Origin of the sequence: Aminicella lysinilytica (assembly GCF_004362975.1) — a bacterium.
Taxonomy (GTDB): Bacteria; Bacillota; Clostridia; order Peptostreptococcales; family Anaerovoracaceae; genus Aminicella; species Aminicella lysinilytica.
Genome location: NZ_SNXO01000026.1, coordinates 15,040 through 32,993 on the forward strand (window position 1 = coordinate 15,040; position 17,954 = coordinate 32,993).

A 17,954-nucleotide genomic window follows, 5' to 3' on the forward strand; every position below is an offset into this window, starting at 1 on the left:
TTCACTCCTTATTATTCAGTAACAATATGGGATAATTATATCACAACGGGAAGAACTCTTACAAGTTATAATCCACGGTTATAATCGGTCTTTTGCAAAATATTTCAATCTATTTAAGTATTTATTGATGACAGCAATGGATACGAAGCCCAGAGATATAGCCAGGGCTATTACCAGAGCCGTGACGCCGTTTTGCTGAGCCATGGCCATATCCTGCTTTACGATGCCATACATCATGTTGTAAAGGTTGGCTCCGGGTATCAGCGGAACTGCGGCTGCCGTCAGGAATATGGTTGCAGGCGCTTTATTTACTCTGGCCATTACTTCAGCAAATACAGCAACAAAAAGTGCTGCAATAAGATTCCCCCAGAAGTAACTGGTCAGCTGGTCGTATGCAAGCAGATATACTGCCCAGGTAAGGGCTCCGCCTATGCCGGCGAAAAATATCTGTCTGCCTTTTATCTTAAGTATTATGGCAAATCCTACTGAGCCGACGAAGGCCGCCACGATCTGCATTATCATTACGATGTTCATAAGGCACCTCCCAGCAAAACTATAGCCAGAGCAAAGCCGCAGGCTATGGAAGCCGCTACGAGGAGCGCGTCTACAAGTCTAAGTGTGCCGGAAGCTATATCTCCTGTGAGCATATCTCTCACGGAGTTGGTCATGGCAATGCCAGGAATAAGTAGCATGATACCACCCATCATGATCCTGTCGGCGTTAGTTCCGAAACCTATTCTAACAAGGAATATAGCCAGAAGGCCTCCTATAAAAGAAACCACGAAGTTATACACCAGCTGATTCTTCTCTCTGGAGGACATTACCCGCTCCATGAAAACTATCAGAATGCCCATGAGCCCTGCCGACACTGCATCGGCCACGCCTCCCCCAAAGAAAACCGTGAACCCCGAGGCTACCATAACAGCTCCGATGAACTTCAGCACCTTAGGCTGCCTTTTGCGGTTCATAACACCCTCAAGCCTTTCCTGGAGTTCGTCTGTGTCCGGCCTGTTATGGCATACATATCTGGACAGATCGTTGAGGTAATCAAGTCTGTCGAAGTTTACGTCATATCTGACTATACATCTGATCTGTGTTATTATCCTTCCATCGGGCGATTCCAACGTTACCTGCAGGTTGGATGTGATTATGAAAACATTGATCCTATCTGCTCCGTAGGCCTCACACATCCTGTAGACACTATCTTCTACACGATTGACCTCGGCGCCGCATACGACCATTTCCTCGCCTATATCAAGTATTCCCTGTAATATTCTATCGTAATCCATAGCAAGGCCTTTCCTACGCAATTACAGTTTTCATTATTTCCGGATGGCAGCTTACCATATACTGAGGGCACTGCTTACATTCGAAAAAGTTCGGGGCATTGTCCGCAGACACTTCTGTGAAGCCGTTTTTCCGGAAGAACTCCGGCGCCCTGGCCACCAGATATAATTCTGTGCCGCCCATTTCCTTTACCTGCTCCAGTATTTTCTTCAGCATTATCTCGCCGATCCTATGCTTTCTGGATTCCTGATTCACGGCTATGCCATCTATTATATACTTTCCCTCTCGCTTAGCCAGAACTACAGCCCCCACCAGCTTATCATTGCCCGTAGTGACCTTATAGCACTTGACTATGTCCGTATCTACTTCCTCGTCTCCATCGAATTCCAACTGGTTTTCTACGAAAAACTTGACCAGTCGTTCGTACTCGTCAGTCGGTTCCATTCGCATCCATTTCCTGCAGCTCATTGATTCTCCTTCTCCGGTTCTCCAAGATTGTCTTCCAATGTGCACACCTTCAGGCGATTATGCAACACTCCAAATCTCAGAGGGAATTTTTCTCCGTGTTCTCCATCTATGTCAGTAGCCATATCATTATCGCATTCAATAATCAGATCTGAAGTCTGGAAATTGAGTACCTTCCTGCTATGACGATGTTTTCCCTGTACTATTTTCATAAAAAACTGCGGCATCTCAAATACCGACAGCACTCTGAAGAGCATTACGTCAAGCATGCCGTCGTTTATTTCCGAATCCGGCGATATTTTCTTGAATCCGCCGGCTGATTTGCCGTTCATGACCACCATAAAATACATTTTCTCATGGTAAGTCCGCTCGGGCGTCTTCAGCGTCACCTTGATAGGCTTCAGGTTGGGTACCTCCGAAAGCCCTTTCAGATAATATGCCAGCACGCCTATGGTGTTTTTCAGTGTAGGATCCGTCTTCTGACTTACATCAACTACCTGCCCCATAGCCGCTACGTTTATGAAGAATCTGTCATTTACCTTTCCGACATCTGCATAAGTGTGATTGCCGCTAAGGGCCACATTCAGCATGCCTTCAATATCATTTGGGATATTGAAATAATAGGCAAAGTCGTTAGCCGTTCCTGCCGGGAACACTGCCAAAGGCAGATCTATATCATTGCGCACCATGGAATTGACGCAGACATTGATCGTTCCGTCTCCTCCCGCTGCAATTATCTGAGCGTACTCCTGCTGATACGTAGCCTTCTCCATTTCCTGAAGATAATCATCCAGAGCGTGGCCGTAGCCCGCCCTAATGGGTATCACCTGGAATCCTTCCGCCTGATAACGCTCAACTATCCTGTCCAGATTACTCTTGAACACACCGCTTCCCGATGTAGGATTATAGAACAGGATCACCTTTCTTGTCTTTTTCTGCATCTCTAAGCAACCTCCTTACCTCTCCAATAAGGTATAATGATCCGGCAAAAAGTATCAGATCATAGTCTCCCCTGTGTGACATTGCATGATCCACTGCTTTCTGCGGTGTTTCCATTATAATGCATTTTGCCCCTTTTGCATATATCTTTTGCGCAAGTTCTGCGGCATTCATCTTCCGCGGGTTCTGCGGCTGAGTCGCTACGAACTCATCGGTTATGTCGCAGAAGTTGTCAAGTATCTCGCTTACGTCCTTATCTGCCAGTATTCCAACGACCATGAGTATGCGTTTCCCCGCAAAATGTTTGCGGATGGTATTCCTCAGGCTCAATGATCCGTCGGGGTTATGGGCTCCGTCGATTATAACAAAGGGATCCCTGGCCATGATCTCGAAGCGCCCTATTTGCCTGGCTTTCTTCATTCCCGCAGCTATGGCTTCATCGCTGACGCAGATCTTCCCCTGCGCATTCATTAAAGTCAGAGCGTACATCGCCGCCATGGCATTGCTTATCTGGTACTCTCCGCCCATGGAAATTTCCATGCTCCTGTACTTTTTGTCCATGATGTCCACATCGAAAACACAGCCTTCCAAGGTCTCGCGCAGTACCTGCGGTCTGAGTTTTGTTGCATCGTAAAGGTCAGCTTCGCATTCTGCAGCCCTGGCAACAAAAACTTCCCTGGCATCATCTTTGTCTGTATTGATGACTACAGGGCAGCCGTTTTTGATTATGCCGGCCTTCTCGAAGGCTATCTTAGCGATGGTATCGCCCAGGCGGTCTGTATGGTCCAGGGAAATCGACCCGATAACCGAACAAAGAGGCGACTTCACTACATTGGTGGAATCGCCGCGGCCGCCGAGGCCTACTTCAAGGACTGCATAATCGCAGCCCTTCTCTTTCAGATACAGGAAAGCTATGGCCGTTACGATCTCAAATTCCGTAGGCGAATCATGGCCTTCCTTTACCATTTCTCTGGATTTTTCCAGAACCCTGTCTGTATAACTGTTCAGGTCATCGTCTGAAATGTACTCTCCGTCAAACTCTATACGCTCGTTGAAAACTTCCAGAAATGGCGAAGTGTACAGGCCCGCCTTATATCCGGCGGCCCGCAGCACCTCATATATGTATTTACAAATAGAACCTTTTCCATTGGTCCCGGCAACGTGGATCACCTTCAGATCATCCTGAGGGTTACCCAGTTTCTCCAGGATAACATTCATCCTTTCGAGTCCTAATACACTACCGAAACGTTCAAATTCGTGGATCTTATCTATTGCTCCCATTATTTTCCGACCTTTTCCGCTACTGTAGCCAGCTGTTCTGTGACCTTAGAAAGCATTTCCTCATACTGAGCCTGTTTGGCCTTTTCCTCATCTACTACTTTCTGTGGCGCCTTGGATACGAAGCCCTGGTTTGAAAGTTTCTTCTCTACTCTGGTAACTTCGCCTTCCAGACGTTTCTTCTCCTTGGTCAGACGATCGAATTCAGCGTTGTAATCTACCAGTTCATCCAGCGGTATGAATATCTGCGCCCCTGCGATAACTGCCGACATAACGTCTTCAGGTGCCTTGGCGGCGTCATCCACATAGCTTATTTCAGTAATGTTTGCCAGGTCTCTGATATATCTTTCTCCTGCCTTGATCCTGTCCATATCTGCGCCTTCAGCGAAAATGACAGCAGTCAGTTTTCTGGAAGGAGCGGCTTCTGCTTCAGCTCTGATATTTCTTATAGCTGATATGGCCTCCATAGACATGTTCAGAATTGCCTCTTCTGATTCGAAATGCCTCTTATCGCTGTAAACAGGCCAGCTGGCATTGATCAGATAACCCTTAGGATTGTTCTGCAGTTCGCAGGTCGAATGAGGCAGGAAGCTCCATATTTCCTCCGTAATGAACGGCATGAATGGGTGAAGCATCTCCAGCATATTCTTAAGAGCTACGACTAGAACAAACCTTGCTACCTTTTTGTCCTCCTCGTCATCACTCCAGAGACGTTTCTTGACTATTTCTATGTACCAGTCGCAGTACTCGTTCCAGATCAGGTCATATACCCTCTGTCCGGCCATAGCCAGATCGAACTTATCCATAGCTTCCGTCACATACTTAACGCTTTCATTGACCCTGCTGATCATCCACTTGTCCTCATCTTTAAGGGCTATGTAACTGAAATCATCAGTGTCTCCGCAGGCCATACCACAACAATCTGCACAGCATTTAGCCAGTGGCCTGAAGTTGTCGTCTTCATCCTTAATGTTCATAATGACGAATCTGGATGCGTTCCAGAGTTTGTTGGCAAAGTTTCTGGCAGCTATCATTCTCTCGTCCTGATAACGCATATCGTTGCCCGGGGTTATGCCCGTAGTCAGCATGAATCTCAGAGCGTCGGCTCCGTATTTGTCTATCTCCAGCAGCGGATCTATGCCGTTGCCGAGGGATTTGCTCATTTTTCTGCCCTGGGCGTCTCTCACGAGGCCGTGAACATATACATACTCAAAAGGTGGCTCGCCCATGGCTTCGCAGCCGGAGAATACCATTCTTACTATCCAGAAGAATATGATGTCATAGCCTGTTACCAGAACGTTGGTAGGATAGAAATAATCCAGATCTTCAGTCTTGTCAGGCCAGCCCAATGTTGAGAATGGCCACAGTGCTGATGAGAACCATGTATCCAGAACGTCCTCGTCCTGGTGTATATGCTTGCTTCCGCACTTAGGGCAAACTGTAGGATCCTCTTCTTCTACGATTATTTCGCCGCAGTCCTCACAGTACCAGGCCGGTATCCTGTGGCCCCACCACAACTGTCTGGAAATGCACCAGTCTCTGATGTCATATAGCCAATGAAGGTAAGTTTTCTGGAATCTTTCCGGCACATGCTTGAGTTTCCCGGATTCTGCCGCTTCTATAGCAGGTTTGGCCAGATCTTCCATCTTTACAAACCACTGATCAGAAAGCATAGGTTCGATTACTGTATGACACCTGTAGCATTCGCCTACAGGGATGACCATTTCCTCTGTTTTTACCAGATAGCCTGCGGCATCCAGGTCTGCGACCCACTGCTTCCTGCATTCATATCTGTCCATACCTGCGTATTTACCTGCCAGGTCGTTCATTGTAGCATCCAGGTTTATGCAGGAAAGTACTTCCAGGTCATGTCTCTCTCCGACTTCAAAATCGTTAGGGTCGTGAGCCGGCGTGATCTTAACTGCTCCGGTTCCCTTCTCCGGATCTGGATACGGGTCAGCTATAATAGGTATTTCCTTGCCGACTAAAGGCAGGATCACCTTCTGTCCGACCATATCCTTATATCTCTCATCTTCAGGATTTACTGCTATGGCCACATCGCCGAACATTGTCTCTGGTCTGGATGTAGCTACGACCATATCCTTGCCGCCCTTTTCGGCAGCCGGATATCTGAAATACCAGTATAGTCCGTTCTTGTCCTCATGCTCTACCTCGGCGTCAGATAATGACGTTCCGCAGCTTGGGCACCAGTTGATAAGCCTGTTACCTTTATATATAAGTCCTTTTTTGTACAGTTTAACAAAGAAAGTCCTTACGGCCTTGCTGCAGCCTTCATCCATGGTGAAACGCTCGCGGCTCCAGTCGCATGAATCGCCCAGCTTCCTGCACTGACGCGTGATCCTGCCGCCGTATTCCTTTTTCCATGCCCAGGCACGCTTCAGGAATTCTTCACGGCCGAGATCCTCTTTCTCCAGGCCTTCCTCTTCTCTTATTTTGTTCACTACCTTTACCTCGGTAGCTATGCTGGCGTGGTCTGAACCCGGCAACCACAGAGCGCTGTAGCCCTGCATCCTCTTCCATCTGATGAGTACGTCCTGGAGAGTCTGATCCAGAGCGTGGCCCATATGAAGCTGCCCCGTGATATTAGGAGGCGGCATCACTATAGTGAAAGGTTTCTTGCTTCTGTCCACCTGTGCCTTGAAAGCGCCGTTTTCCTCCCACATCTGATAGATCCTGTCTTCGAAATCTTTAGGATCATAAGTCTTAGCTAAATTCTTTTCCATTACATTTTCCTTTCAAAAAATAATTAAGTCCTCTGCACGTTTAAGTGCAAAGGACGAATATTTCCGCGGTACCACCTTTATTCCAGGCCGCCTGGGCCTGACTCTCATTTATTATCTATGGACTAAGAAGCAACCTTCAACGACTACTGCCTCCGGGATATCTCAGCCTTAGTATCCCGCTCTCTGTAAAGGATTTTCCGTTTACTCCTCTTCCTCACTGTCCTCCTATAAAATTGTACTATAACATTTTATCACATTTCCAAACATAATCAAGTAAGAAATAACTGATTGTACTTTTGTTAATGCAAACAACATTTTTTGTTATAAGTTGTTGACAGAATACAAGTTTTGCTGTAATATAATAGAGTAATTTTTAGAAAATAGTATTAAATAAACGAAAAGAGGGACCAAAATGAAATATGAATTTCCTGTAACCAAGACAACGGCTCCCAAGACCAAACCTGATGCAAAGGGCCTGAGGTTTGGAACCGTATTTACTGACCACATGTTTGTCATGGATTATAACGAGAAGGATGGATGGAACAACGGCAGAATAGTGCCTTATGGACCTATTACTTTGGATCCTGCAGCTGTGGTACTCCATTATGGACAGGAAATGTTTGAAGGCCTTAAAGCCTATAAGACCGCGGCCGGCAGAGTTCAGCTCTTCCGCCCTGATATGAATGCTAAGAGAACCAATAACACCAACGACAGGCTTTGTATACCTAAGGTTGACGAAGAACTCTTCGTAGACGCAATCAAAGCGCTGGTCAAGATCGACCAGGATTGGATACCTGAAGGCGAAGGCACTGCCCTTTACATCAGACCTTTCATCTTCGGAGATGAAGCCTTCCTGGGCGTAAGAAAATCCGCAACATATAAATTTATGATAATCCTGAGCCCTGTAGGCCCTTACTTTGAAAATGGCCTGGCTCCTACTAAGATGTATGTAGAGGATGTCTATGTCAGAGCTGTCAAAGGCGGCACCGGCGAAGCTAAATGCGGCGGAAACTACGGTGGTTCCCTGAAGGCTCAGGAAATAGCTCATGAAAAGGGATTCGAGCAGATCCTGTGGCTGGACGCTTATGAACAAAAGTACATTGAAGAGATCGGCGCAGCTAACGCTTTCTTCGTCATCGGCGATGAGATCGTGACCAGCGCACTTAACGGATCGATTCTTCCGGGCATCACGAGAAATTCGATAATTGCCCTTTGCAAGAAAAAAGGATATAAGATTTCCGAAAGGAAAATATCAATAGATGAATTGGAAAACGCTTATCATGCAGGCCAGCTGAAGGAAATGTTTGCCTCCGGCACAGCTGCCATCGTATCTCCTGTCGGAGAGCTCCTTTATAAGGGCGAAGACATGGTCATCAATGACAACAAGATCGGCCCGGTAGCGCAGGAAATGTACGATACTATCTATGGGATCCAGACCGGTAAGATGGATGATTTCATGGGATGGACCGTACCGGTGGAGTAGAAATGAATAATTCATTATCCGATTTAAACAACAAACTAAACGCCCTCTCCGTTTTTCGAAGTATACTGGAGACCCCAGTGGTTTCCAGCCTTCAAAAACTTTTATATGCAATTGAAAACGGCTCCTTGGAATCTCAACTGAGGTGCTACGGAGCCTTTTCAAGTGCTTTATACAGAGAAGGCGGAAATTTAAGCCACTTTATAAGTGAGTTTATCAGAGAAGACGAAAACTTCTTTATGATAAAAACGACTGAAAATGCCATAATAAGTCGTACTATCAGCAATTGTCTTGATGAGGAATTAACAGTTCTACAGGAACTGTCAGATTTAAAAACTCCTCAACTTATTGATTTGATTGATTACAAAAACTACTTACCTCATTGGGACAATTCGCAGGTAGATCTGAAAACCGAATATTATAAAATGATTGATGCCATACCTACTAAGGGATACGGCATTTTTGCACGTTACCGTGCTTTTAAAATTGTTGACGGTAATTTAGTTCCTGTCAAGAACGCAGACCCTCAGACTATAGATTCGCTCTATGGATATGATCGGGAAAGAAATCTGGTTCTGGAAAACACCCGGGCTCTTGCCGAAGGCAAAGGCGCCAGCAATGTTTTGTTGTATGGTGACGCCGGCACGGGCAAATCCTCTACTATCAAGGCCTGCGCTAACTATTTCCAAGGCATGGGCGTACGCCTTATTGAGTTTGACAAAAGTCAGCTTGCGGATATCCCCGCGATCATAGATGATCTCTACGACAGTCCTCTAAAGTTTATCTTTTTCATAGATGACTTAAGTTTTTCTGCCGGCGATGATTCTTTCTGTTTCCTGAAGGGGATCCTGGAAGGTAATGTTACGGGGAATTCTAAGAATATTGCTATATATGCCACCAGTAACAGACGGCATCTGGTCCGTGAGACGGGCGAGGAACGCCAGGGTACTGATATCCACTTAAATGATACGCTCCAGCAGACTATGAGTCTGTCGGCCCGTTTTGGTCTGACGATCACTTTCTCTAAGCCGGAGAAGGATCTGTATCTGGAGATCGTTGAGAAACTTGCCGGTGAGCATAATGTTCAGATGGATCGGGATGAGTTGTTCCACCGTGCGGAGGCTTTTGCTATCCGCCACAACGGACGCAGCCCACGAACAGCAAAACAATTTTTAGAACTACTATGTATTGGATTATGACTCAGGTGGGCATACAACAACCCACTAGTCCTCGTGCGCAGACAGCCCGTACGGCTTGTTCGCCAAGAGCAGAACACGCTGTGAACTAGCCGAAATAGCCAAAGTCTCCTTCAGAGACTTTAAAAGAGGATCCCATGGCAGAATCATACAAGTATGATTCTGCTCACGGCATTCTCTTTTTTTCGGCGTCAAACAGCACAGCGTGTTTAGCTGCTCTTGTTGTTCCCTTCGTCTCGGGCTGTAACTGCTCCTGCGGAAGCGTGGGATGCTGTACGCCCACCTTTGCAGGTTGAAAGAGTCCTTGGTTTTAATTTTGATTACCAGATTCTCAGAATCGTCTTCCCTGTTATGGTTCAACAGTATGGTGTTCTCCCACAGGTATCTGGTTTGCAGTGGGCAACTAAGCGGCACTTTCCGAGACCTGAACGATTCCGCAGGAGCAGGTTCAATCATAGTCGCAGACGAGTAACAAGGACAGACAAATGTGCGGCGCTGTCTGAGTTGAAATAAAAAAGAGGATTCTGCAGAGTAAATCGTACTTGTATGATTTACTCAAGGGATTCTCTTTTTAAAGGCTCCGAAGGAGACTTGAGATATTTCAACGAGTTCGCCGCATATTCTGTCCTTGACGAGTGAGACTATATGATTGTCTGCGACGAGGACTCAGTGAAGGTCGCGGGCAAGTGCCGCCGCCATGATCACTTTGCCGCAGTCGGCACAGGTAAGCGGATATGCATGACCGGTAGTCTTGACCTTCTTGATATAAGTCTTCATGTAAATTTTTACCCTGGTCTTGTCCCCCATCTCAGCGGCCGCAAGAGGCATATCGCCCCAGTAATACTCATCGGGATACTGCATCTTATCCCAGCGATGATTCTTCACCTTAGCCGTTGACCAGTGCTTGTTGAAACTCTTGTAGAGAGTTTTAGCACGGCCGCTCTTAGCCGAGATCACCCCATACTCGATTGGGAACATCTGAGCCGTTGCATCCATATAAAACCTGCTCCATTTGAACTTCCCAGACGGCTTCCCGTTCTTCTCAAGAGCCGGATAATAGTAGCCGCCCTTCTTGTTCCACATTTTAGAATTCATAGTTTTCCTGATTTTAGCCGCCGCAGATTTCTGCACGGCTATGTTTTCATCACCGGCGAACAAAGCCGAATACAGCCTGGCACCATCACGTGCCCCGGCGTAGACCTCAGCGTTATCCATAGCGTACTTGACCTGGTAGTCTGGTCTCGCCATAGTCAGACCTTTGTTCATTGTACAAAGCATAGCGCTGATGACCCTGTCAATGTCAGCTTTGTGTGCTGTAATGCAGGTCGAATCACCTGTGACCCTGTAATATTTCCACAAAAGCTGCAGGAATGTGGCCGCGTAGGAATCCGTAGAATCATAGAAGGCCTTGCCTTTGACCTTATACACCTTTTCTTCCTTCAGGTTGCCCTTCTGATCAACATATTCGTAATAGTCGTAAATAGTCCCTTCCTGGCCGCAAATGTCCGTCTCTGCCCTATTCAGACGGTCGAAATGCCATTCCAGATATTTTCTGACGTTGGCTGCATACTTCTCTCCGCTCTCTAAGAGGGCCATAGCGGCAAAATCTGAAAAATACGGTGTTTCCTTCAATGCCCCGTTGGTGCCTTTGAAAGATGTTTCAGGAATGGCACCGTTGGACAGCTGCAGCGATGCCAGCCACTCAGACTCGTCAGTGACTGTTTTGTTATAAAAATCAACGTCAGAAGCAGCAAAAACCGCGTCTGACGCCAGAAAAACGGTGACTAAAATAATAGTCAGCATTATGATTGCTATTCTATTGACTATCTTACCATACACACCTTCACACTCCTTACTGATCCTTATAGACAACCACGCAGTTCTTCCCCTGTCTCTTGGCTTCATACAGTGCTCTGTCTGCATATTTCAGCAGTATGCTCTTCTCTGCGTTGGCATCAGGTATCATAGTGGCCAGCCCTGCGCTTACGGTCAGCGCCATGATTTGAGTCGATGTTGCGTCTACTACCTTCATCTTAGCCATCTCTGAACGTAATCTGTCAGATACAAGTTTCACTCCGTCTTCATTGGTATCAGGAAGCAGAATCACGAACTCGTCTCCTCCGTATCTGCCTACGAAGTCACTGGCTCTCTTGACAGATCTGTCAAGAACTGCCGCTGTATATTGAAGGCACTCATCGCCCTTCAGATGACCGAAAGTATCGTTGATATGCTTGAAGTCATCTATATCGATTATAATACATGAAATCGGCTGCCTGTTTCTGATTGCCTGGGCAAGATACATCTCATATATATCATCTAGGGCACGCCTGTTGGAAAGTCCGGTCAGCGGATCTATAGTAACCAGAGCCTGGAGCTTATTGTTACTGTCCATAAGTTCCTGATTCTTCCTGTCAAATTTCTTTTTCAGCATGCCTACCATAATGACCATGAATATAATTGCGACGACCATAACAACGATTTTCTCAAAATTACCCTCGGTGACAGATATACTGCCCCCGCTATGATCAGAATAGTAGAACAAAGTATAACCTACGGTGACGATCCCACTTGTGACACCGCCGGCATAACCATACACCAATGAGAAAAAGACTATAGCCACCAGTAAGATAGCGTCCGGATTAGGAACGTGTACACAGAAATTTAAAACACACAAAGCCACAGTGATTGCAGCAGACACAAAAATAGTAACTGCGATACCTGTGTCTTCACCTACTCTATCGATCCGTTCATTCATAACAACCTCTTAAAAAACTGACCACGTTAGTTAAAAATAATACATCTATTTTATCATGGAACTATTTCCATTACAAGATTTTTCAAAACAAGAGAGCTCCTAAGAGCCCTCCCATTAAAGATAGTATTACTATTTAGTATTATCGCTATTTTAGTTTCAGCTCACTATTTCCAATTCTTCTTCTTCGCTGATTTTAGCTCTTTTGGCAGCCTTTAAGTCAGCATAGTGTTCATCAACTATTTCATCCCAGAGTTCACAGTTTTCAAAACCGACATCTTCTGGTATAAATACAGGATCCAGTCCCATCTTTTTCTGTATCTCATAGTCCTTTAAAAGTTTAAATGACTTCTTAGACATAAGCAGAAGTACAGGGAAATTCAGCCAGCAGCAGATGCCAACGCCTACATCGGCATAATTCCAAGCTGTTGTCATATCCTTGAATGATGCTGTGAATGCCAGTAAAGCAATTACTATACATCCTGCAAAATATGCGTATTTTTTCACCTTATCGGAGGTTGCCCCCAAAATATACTGGATATTCGCATCTGCATATATTGCAAATGATAACAGTGTAGTAAATGCGAAGAAGAACATCGCTATAGTAATGAAAGGTGCTCCCAATCCATTTATAAGGGTATCGATTGCTGCCTGAACATATCCAGGACCAGCTTCCACACCCGGAACGCCTTCATAAACTGCTTTTCCTGCATCAGTCACAACATTGTACATACCTGTTGACAGCATCATTAAAGCTGTAGCTGTGCAAACCAGCAGTGTATCGATATATACTGAAAATGCCTGTGCCAGTCCCTGTTTAGCAGGATGTGATACCTCTGCAGTAGCTGCTGCATGAGCGCCTGAGCCCCAGCCTGCTTCATTAGAGTATATGCCTCTTTTAACTCCCTGCATTATTGTGTATCCGAATACTGCTCCAAATACCGGTTCAAGGCCAAATGCTGATTTGAATATCAGAGCGAACATTGCCGGGACCTGAGCCGCATTTGCGATCAGGATAACTACAGCAAGCAGCAGATAGATGCCAGCCATAATTGGAACTACATAGGATGCAAATGTTCCGATTCTCTTGATTCCGCCAATAGTTACTATTAAGAACAGTGCTGCTACTACAACGCCTACTACAACTGGACTAATATTATAATTCAATCCTTTGAAAGCTGTCGATATTGCATTTGCCTGGACCGTAGGTCCTGTAATTGTCATAGCCAGAATCGTGGCTAAAGCAAATACTATTGCAAGGGGCTTGCATTTTAAACCTTTCTCGATATAATATGCAGGGCCTCCTCTGTATTCTCCTACTACCTTACCTTTGTAAGTCTGAGCAAGTGTGGATTCTGTAAACGCCGATCCAGCACCTACCAGCGCGATTACCCACATCCAGAAAACTGCTCCCGGACCGCCTACGCCTATGGCGCTTGCAACTCCGGCTATATTTCCGGTTCCAACTCTTCCACCAAGGGCCATTGCAAATCCCTGGAAAGAAGATACTCCGTTGTCACTGCTTGATCCCTTCATCAGCTGAGAAACCATATCTTTGATCAACCTGAATTGTGGGAACTTAAGGCCTATCGAAAGAAATAATCCTACGCCTATGGCCATATATACCAATATCGGTGACCATAAAACACCATTTAATGTTGATGCTAACTCATTTAACATATAACATTCCTACCTTTCTAAAATGTATAACTCCTATAAGTAATAATTGCAGTTTAAGTATCTCCTGCGTTTACAATAAAAGTCAGATAACATCAAAAAAAATCATAGGAACATTTAGTTAATACAAATTATTTAGAAAATTATAATTACCCGATTACAAGAAATGCATCGAATTCTATTTCAGCGAACGGTAATATGTATGGAGTCCTTCCATAAATTTGGATATGCTGACTCTGCCGCCATTAACGCCTTTGCCTTTCAGATAGTTCATTTCATCCTTCAGGCACTTGAAGTCAAAGACATAGTTTGCATAGACAGAATATACCTCGTTACCGTAATCATCGAGGCCTGCATTGGCCGCATTGGTAAGACCCTTTTTAATAGCCCGCCTGACACGCTGCTCGACATTTTTCACCGTATCGCCTTTGCTGTCTGCTACGGATTCGATTACTTTTTTGTCATATCCGCAATCGTGATCGACCATGTATTTAAGGATTTCTTTCACGTCCTGTGTGCCGTTTTCGCCCTGCATGCCCAGCATGCTCAGGAAAACATTTATGTCATTATAGGAACCATTTGAATTTTGCGCAGCCTCGACCCTGGCCTCGCCCTCGAACATGCCCCTGATGTTGCTCATGATGCTTTTCATCTTGATTTTCTCAGAGACATTGCCAAGGATCTTTTCAACTTCTATGATATTGATCGGTTTATTGATAAAGAACTCTACGCCGGCCGTATAGGCCTTCTGTATCATTTCCTTGTCCATGACCTTGGAAATCATAACGAAACTTATATCGGAATCTTTAGCCTTGATGGAATTGACCATGGTTATGCCGTCGATACCTCCCATTAGCAGATCTACGAGAACGATGTCAGGTTTATCCTCCAGGATCTCGCCTATAGCAGCGTCCGGATCAGTAGAATACCCGCATACGCTACCTATTCCTCTGGATCTTATAATGTTTTCTAGAGTTTTTACTGTTCCAATATTGTCATCTACAATGTAATACTTCATTTTTAGACCTCGAAATCTTTTGCCGGTAAAGTAATAGTTATATCCGTGTATTTTCCTATTTCGCTGGAAACACTAATCGTTCCATGAAAATCCTTTTCAACATATTCTCTTACTATGCCCAGCCCCAGTCCGCGCTGTATATTACCGGTTTTGTCATCGAACTTGGTACTGTATCCGGTCAGGAAAATATTTTCCAGTTCTCTCTTCTCTATACCCGGTCCGTTATCGTGAACATTTATGATATATTCCAGTTCCTCCCCTGTCTTTTTGTCCTTTATGGCGTTTACACCCAGCTGGATCCTGCCACCGCGCCCGTTTATGGCTTCCGCGCTGTTAGTCAACAGGTTTCTCAGGATTGACATCATCTTGAAGCTCTCTTTTACATGAAATTCGGTCCTCACTCTTGTCACGACCTCAGTCTGATTTCCGTGGTTTCTTATAGTGCTTAGGATGTTGGCCTTTTCCAGTGATACTATGTCGTTGATCGACATGCCTTTATCGCCGAATTCCCCTACGTAAGTCTCCTTCAAGGCGATTATAGCGTTGAGATAATCCCCTTTCACCTCATGGGCACACCGTGATATATCCAGAGAGGATTCTTTCAGTTCCCTGGGCACATCCATTGCATCCATTGATGAGTGAAGATCGTAGGCCTTTTTCATTATACTTTCGATATCGACTATATTCTTCTCCATAAGATGCAGCTCGCTCTCGAATATGGATGCCTGCGTCAGCAATTTCTTATACTCTTCATCGTGCTCCTGATTGACAAGAAAACTCGAATATGACTCTATGGCGATGACGATCATCTGAATGAGCAATGTCCTGAAGAAAGCGATGACAACCAGGAATATCACTATATTAACAGTAAATATCAGGTGCTCCGTCACTATGCAACGAGTCGTCATCTCGGCCAGATTAGAGCACAGATCACAGACAAATACTACCACCGGGAAATTCCTTGTACTCTTAGGCTTTTTAATGATCCGCTTGAAGATAAATGTATATACTATTCCATAGGTGAAGAAAAATGCCAGATCCGGTAGAACCAGCAATGATGTCTGTTCGAAATGTCCGTTCTCTAGGAGCATTATGAACAGCCTGAAGAACACGGCGAAGATTCCTGAACAAAAGGCAATATACATTGCGGACAGATCCTCATAGCAGTAAATAAATATCGCCATTACCATTACGGACATGGCCACTATAAAGCCTTCTGTCAGGAAGTTGAACTTCACCTGTGATGCGGCCGAAACAAATATGGCCAATATGATGGTTCTCTTGATTTTTACTTTATCCATATACTCTTTCGCCTTCGATATAAGTTTGTTCTACCTTGATTTTGTCTATATCATCCGGGTCTACACTGAATATGTCATTGCTCAAAACTGCGAAGTCCGCCAGATATCCCGGCTTAAGTCTGCCTAGCCCCTGGAATCCCGAGACCTCCGCCGCCTCTGCAGTGTAAAGCATTATCGCCCTTTCAATATCTATTTTCTGTTCCTGCCCAATGTCCGTGCCATCGTAAGCGATTCGCGTAACTGCAGACTTTATATTAGGGAACGGGTCTGACGGTACTGCCCAGGATGTAGCCGGCGCATCCGTTGACAGACAAAGCTTCACGCCTGCGTCGAGCATATTCCGGATCGGGTATTCTCTCTTGATTCTCTCTGGGCCGAGGTTTTTCAGGTAGGTCTCGATCTCGCAAAATGCAAATATTGGCTGAGTCGCAAAGGCTATACCCTTGGCTGCAGCTTTCTCAATAGCTGACTCTGTTGGTTCTGTCAGGTGTTCGACCCGCACAAAAGGCACTCTGCCATCCATCCAATCGTCCTCTTTGCACACTCTGTCTACTACTCGGTCTATAGCTCTTCCGCCCATTGCGTGGACTGATATCTGACATTTATATTTCTTAGCGTAATCTATAGCCTTTTCCAGGCTTTCATCTGAGTAGACTGCTATACCGCAGTCCTCTCCGCCAAGGTATGGCTCGTACATCCATGCGGTCCTGCCGGAAACGCTGCCGTCTCCTATAAGCTTGAGGCCCGCAATATGTATCCTTTGGTTCATGTCCATAAGCTCCGGAGTGAGTATAAAGTCCGGATCATCCATAAAGTAATCCCACATATAATACAAAGCTACTCTTTGTTTGAAGCCTTGTTCTTCAGCACCTTTATAAAGGCCATAGTTTCCGCCCTCGTGAAGATTTCCCATGTCAGTTACGGCAACTATTCCCTGAGAAGTCAGCAAATCACCCAGGTCCTTCAAAGCCCTGATCGAATCGGCCTCTGTCTCTTTAGGCATAAATGGCAGAACCAGATCCCTGGCGTTCTCTTTCAGGACGCCTGTAGGCTCACCATGTTCGTCTCTTTCTATCTCGCCGCCCTGAGGATCCGGGGTATCCCTGGTTATTCCGGCTATTTCCAAGGCTTTACTGTTGACGCAACGTATGTGCTCGCAACTCCTGACAAGAAATACCGGCAGATCACGTGATCCTTTGTCCAGGTCATATCTGTTGGGAGACCTGTGTTCAGCGAACTTGCCCTCATCATAGCCCCAGCCCTGTATCCAATCTCCGCCTTGTTTATCCTTCCCTGCCCTTGCGATCTCATCAATGAGCTGGGCTATGGAATTTATCTTCGGTGGCAGACATGCTATCTGCTGGCTGAAATCCGCCAGCATGACCGGGTGCATATGAGCGTCTACGAAGCCCGGTATAACCGTCTTCCCACCCAGATCCACAGCCTTACCACAGGCCGCAGGCATATCTTTGTTCATGCCGATCCACTCTATAACGCCGTCGGCAACTACCATTGCCTCCGCATAAAGTGCTTCCCTGTCCGATGTGAAAATTTTTCCGTTTACATATGCTTGCTTCATGTCCTGTGTGCCTCCCGAATCTGCGGTTCTATATCCTATTTATCTGTCCTTAAGAATATCACGAAAAGTCGCAAAACTTCAAAAAACTTCAGATAAACTCAGCCTCCTCCATAGATGATTATAGCATAATACCAATTGATTGTCCCAATCGAGTAGGGGCTAGCAAGTAGCCCCTCTCACACCACCGTACATGCCGTTCGGCATACGGCGGTTCAATTCATATAATAATCTAAACAAC

14 protein-coding genes are annotated in these 17,954 nt (G+C 45.6%); 2 read left to right on the plus strand and 12 right to left on the minus strand.

Annotated features, from left to right (window positions below; genetic code table 11):
- Window positions 1-78: 78 nt before the first annotated feature.
- From EV211_RS07495 to EV211_RS07520, 6 genes are read right to left on the minus strand one after another with little or no spacing between them, the layout of a single operon-like run.
- Complete coding sequence (locus EV211_RS07495; protein ID WP_133528810.1) at window positions 79-534, minus strand: threonine/serine exporter family protein; 456 nt, start codon at window positions 532-534, stop codon at window positions 79-81.
- Window positions 531-1,289 (minus strand): threonine/serine exporter family protein, encoded by a 759-nt coding sequence (locus EV211_RS07500; RefSeq protein WP_133528811.1) that lies wholly within the window; start codon window positions 1,287-1,289, stop codon window positions 531-533. The genes EV211_RS07495 and EV211_RS07500 overlap by 4 nt, the downstream gene beginning before the upstream one ends.
- A 13-nt stretch (window positions 1,290-1,302) precedes the next feature.
- Window positions 1,303-1,755 (minus strand): GNAT family N-acetyltransferase, encoded by a 453-nt coding sequence (locus EV211_RS07505; protein ID WP_133528812.1) that lies wholly within the window; start codon window positions 1,753-1,755, stop codon window positions 1,303-1,305.
- A complete protein-coding gene (locus EV211_RS07510) occupies window positions 1,752-2,693 on the minus strand; it encodes a YegS/Rv2252/BmrU family lipid kinase (protein WP_133528813.1) in 942 nt (313 codons plus the stop codon). The genes EV211_RS07505 and EV211_RS07510 overlap by 4 nt, the downstream gene beginning before the upstream one ends.
- Window positions 2,656-3,972: a bifunctional folylpolyglutamate synthase/dihydrofolate synthase gene (locus EV211_RS07515; protein WP_133528814.1), complete on the minus strand. Its 1,317-nt coding sequence runs from the start codon at window positions 3,970-3,972 to the stop codon at window positions 2,656-2,658. Before EV211_RS07515 ends, EV211_RS07510 begins: the two co-directional genes overlap by 38 nt.
- Window positions 3,972-6,713, minus strand: a complete 2,742-nt coding sequence (locus EV211_RS07520; RefSeq protein ID WP_133528815.1) for a valine--tRNA ligase — start codon at window positions 6,711-6,713, stop codon at window positions 3,972-3,974. The genes EV211_RS07515 and EV211_RS07520 overlap by 1 nt, the downstream gene beginning before the upstream one ends.
- 412 nt (window positions 6,714-7,125) lie before the next feature.
- Here EV211_RS07520 and EV211_RS07525 point away from each other — a divergent pair, with 412 nt between their 5' ends.
- Both EV211_RS07525 and EV211_RS07530 read left to right on the plus strand, forming a co-directional pair.
- Complete coding sequence (locus EV211_RS07525) at window positions 7,126-8,196, plus strand: branched-chain amino acid aminotransferase (RefSeq protein ID WP_133528816.1); 1,071 nt, start codon at window positions 7,126-7,128, stop codon at window positions 8,194-8,196.
- Window positions 8,197-8,432: 236 nt separating this feature from the next.
- Window positions 8,433-9,392, plus strand: coding sequence for an ATP-binding protein (locus EV211_RS07530; protein WP_243108569.1), 960 nt, complete (start codon window positions 8,433-8,435; stop codon window positions 9,390-9,392).
- 663 nt (window positions 9,393-10,055) lie between these two features.
- On the opposite strand, the gene EV211_RS07535 is transcribed toward EV211_RS07530, so the two are convergent.
- The 6 genes from EV211_RS07535 to EV211_RS07560 form a co-directional block, all read right to left on the minus strand.
- Window positions 10,056-11,228 (minus strand): glucosidase family protein, encoded by a 1,173-nt coding sequence (locus tag EV211_RS07535; protein ID WP_133528818.1) that lies wholly within the window; start codon window positions 11,226-11,228, stop codon window positions 10,056-10,058.
- A gap of 13 nt (window positions 11,229-11,241) precedes the next feature.
- Complete coding sequence (locus EV211_RS07540; protein ID WP_133528819.1) at window positions 11,242-12,144, minus strand: GGDEF domain-containing protein; 903 nt, start codon at window positions 12,142-12,144, stop codon at window positions 11,242-11,244.
- 156 nt (window positions 12,145-12,300) lie between these two features.
- Window positions 12,301-13,821: an alanine/glycine:cation symporter family protein gene (locus tag EV211_RS07545; RefSeq protein WP_133528820.1), complete on the minus strand. Its 1,521-nt coding sequence runs from the start codon at window positions 13,819-13,821 to the stop codon at window positions 12,301-12,303.
- A 175-nt stretch (window positions 13,822-13,996) separates the two neighbouring features.
- On the minus strand, window positions 13,997-14,836 hold the full coding sequence (locus EV211_RS07550; protein ID WP_133528821.1) for a DNA-binding domain-containing protein: 840 nt from the start codon (window positions 14,834-14,836) through the stop codon (window positions 13,997-13,999).
- Between the two features lie 2 nt (window positions 14,837-14,838).
- Window positions 14,839-16,137: an ATP-binding protein gene (locus EV211_RS07555; RefSeq protein WP_133528822.1), complete on the minus strand. Its 1,299-nt coding sequence runs from the start codon at window positions 16,135-16,137 to the stop codon at window positions 14,839-14,841.
- Entirely contained in the window at window positions 16,130-17,716 is a 1,587-nt protein-coding gene (locus tag EV211_RS07560; protein WP_133528823.1) for an amidohydrolase, read from the minus strand. Before EV211_RS07560 ends, EV211_RS07555 begins: the two co-directional genes overlap by 8 nt.
- Window positions 17,717-17,954 lie beyond the last annotated feature (238 nt).

Excerpts from the sequence above, each read along its gene's own strand:
- EV211_RS07495 (WP_133528810.1), bottom strand. The coding sequence starts at position 534 with ATGAACATCGTAATGATAATGCAGATCGTGGCGGCCTTCGTCGGCTCA.
- EV211_RS07500 (WP_133528811.1), bottom strand. The coding sequence starts at position 1,289 with ATGGATTACGATAGAATATTACAGGGAATACTTGATATAGGCGAGGAA.
- EV211_RS07505 (WP_133528812.1), bottom strand. The coding sequence starts at position 1,755 with ATGAGCTGCAGGAAATGGATGCGAATGGAACCGACTGACGAGTACGAA.
- EV211_RS07510 (WP_133528813.1), bottom strand. The coding sequence starts at position 2,693 with ATGCAGAAAAAGACAAGAAAGGTGATCCTGTTCTATAATCCTACATCG.
- EV211_RS07515 (WP_133528814.1), bottom strand. The coding sequence starts at position 3,972 with ATGGGAGCAATAGATAAGATCCACGAATTTGAACGTTTCGGTAGTGTA.
- EV211_RS07520 (WP_133528815.1), bottom strand. The coding sequence starts at position 6,713 with ATGGAAAAGAATTTAGCTAAGACTTATGATCCTAAAGATTTCGAAGAC.
- EV211_RS07525 (WP_133528816.1), top strand. The coding sequence starts at position 7,126 with ATGAAATATGAATTTCCTGTAACCAAGACAACGGCTCCCAAGACCAAA.
- EV211_RS07530 (WP_243108569.1), top strand. The coding sequence starts at position 8,433 with ATGATAAAAACGACTGAAAATGCCATAATAAGTCGTACTATCAGCAAT.
- EV211_RS07540 (WP_133528819.1), bottom strand. The coding sequence starts at position 12,144 with ATGAATGAACGGATCGATAGAGTAGGTGAAGACACAGGTATCGCAGTT.
- EV211_RS07545 (WP_133528820.1), bottom strand. The coding sequence starts at position 13,821 with ATGTTAAATGAGTTAGCATCAACATTAAATGGTGTTTTATGGTCACCG.
- EV211_RS07550 (WP_133528821.1), bottom strand. The coding sequence starts at position 14,836 with ATGAAGTATTACATTGTAGATGACAATATTGGAACAGTAAAAACTCTA.
- EV211_RS07555 (WP_133528822.1), bottom strand. The coding sequence starts at position 16,137 with ATGGATAAAGTAAAAATCAAGAGAACCATCATATTGGCCATATTTGTT.
- EV211_RS07560 (WP_133528823.1), bottom strand. The coding sequence starts at position 17,716 with ATGAAGCAAGCATATGTAAACGGAAAAATTTTCACATCGGACAGGGAA.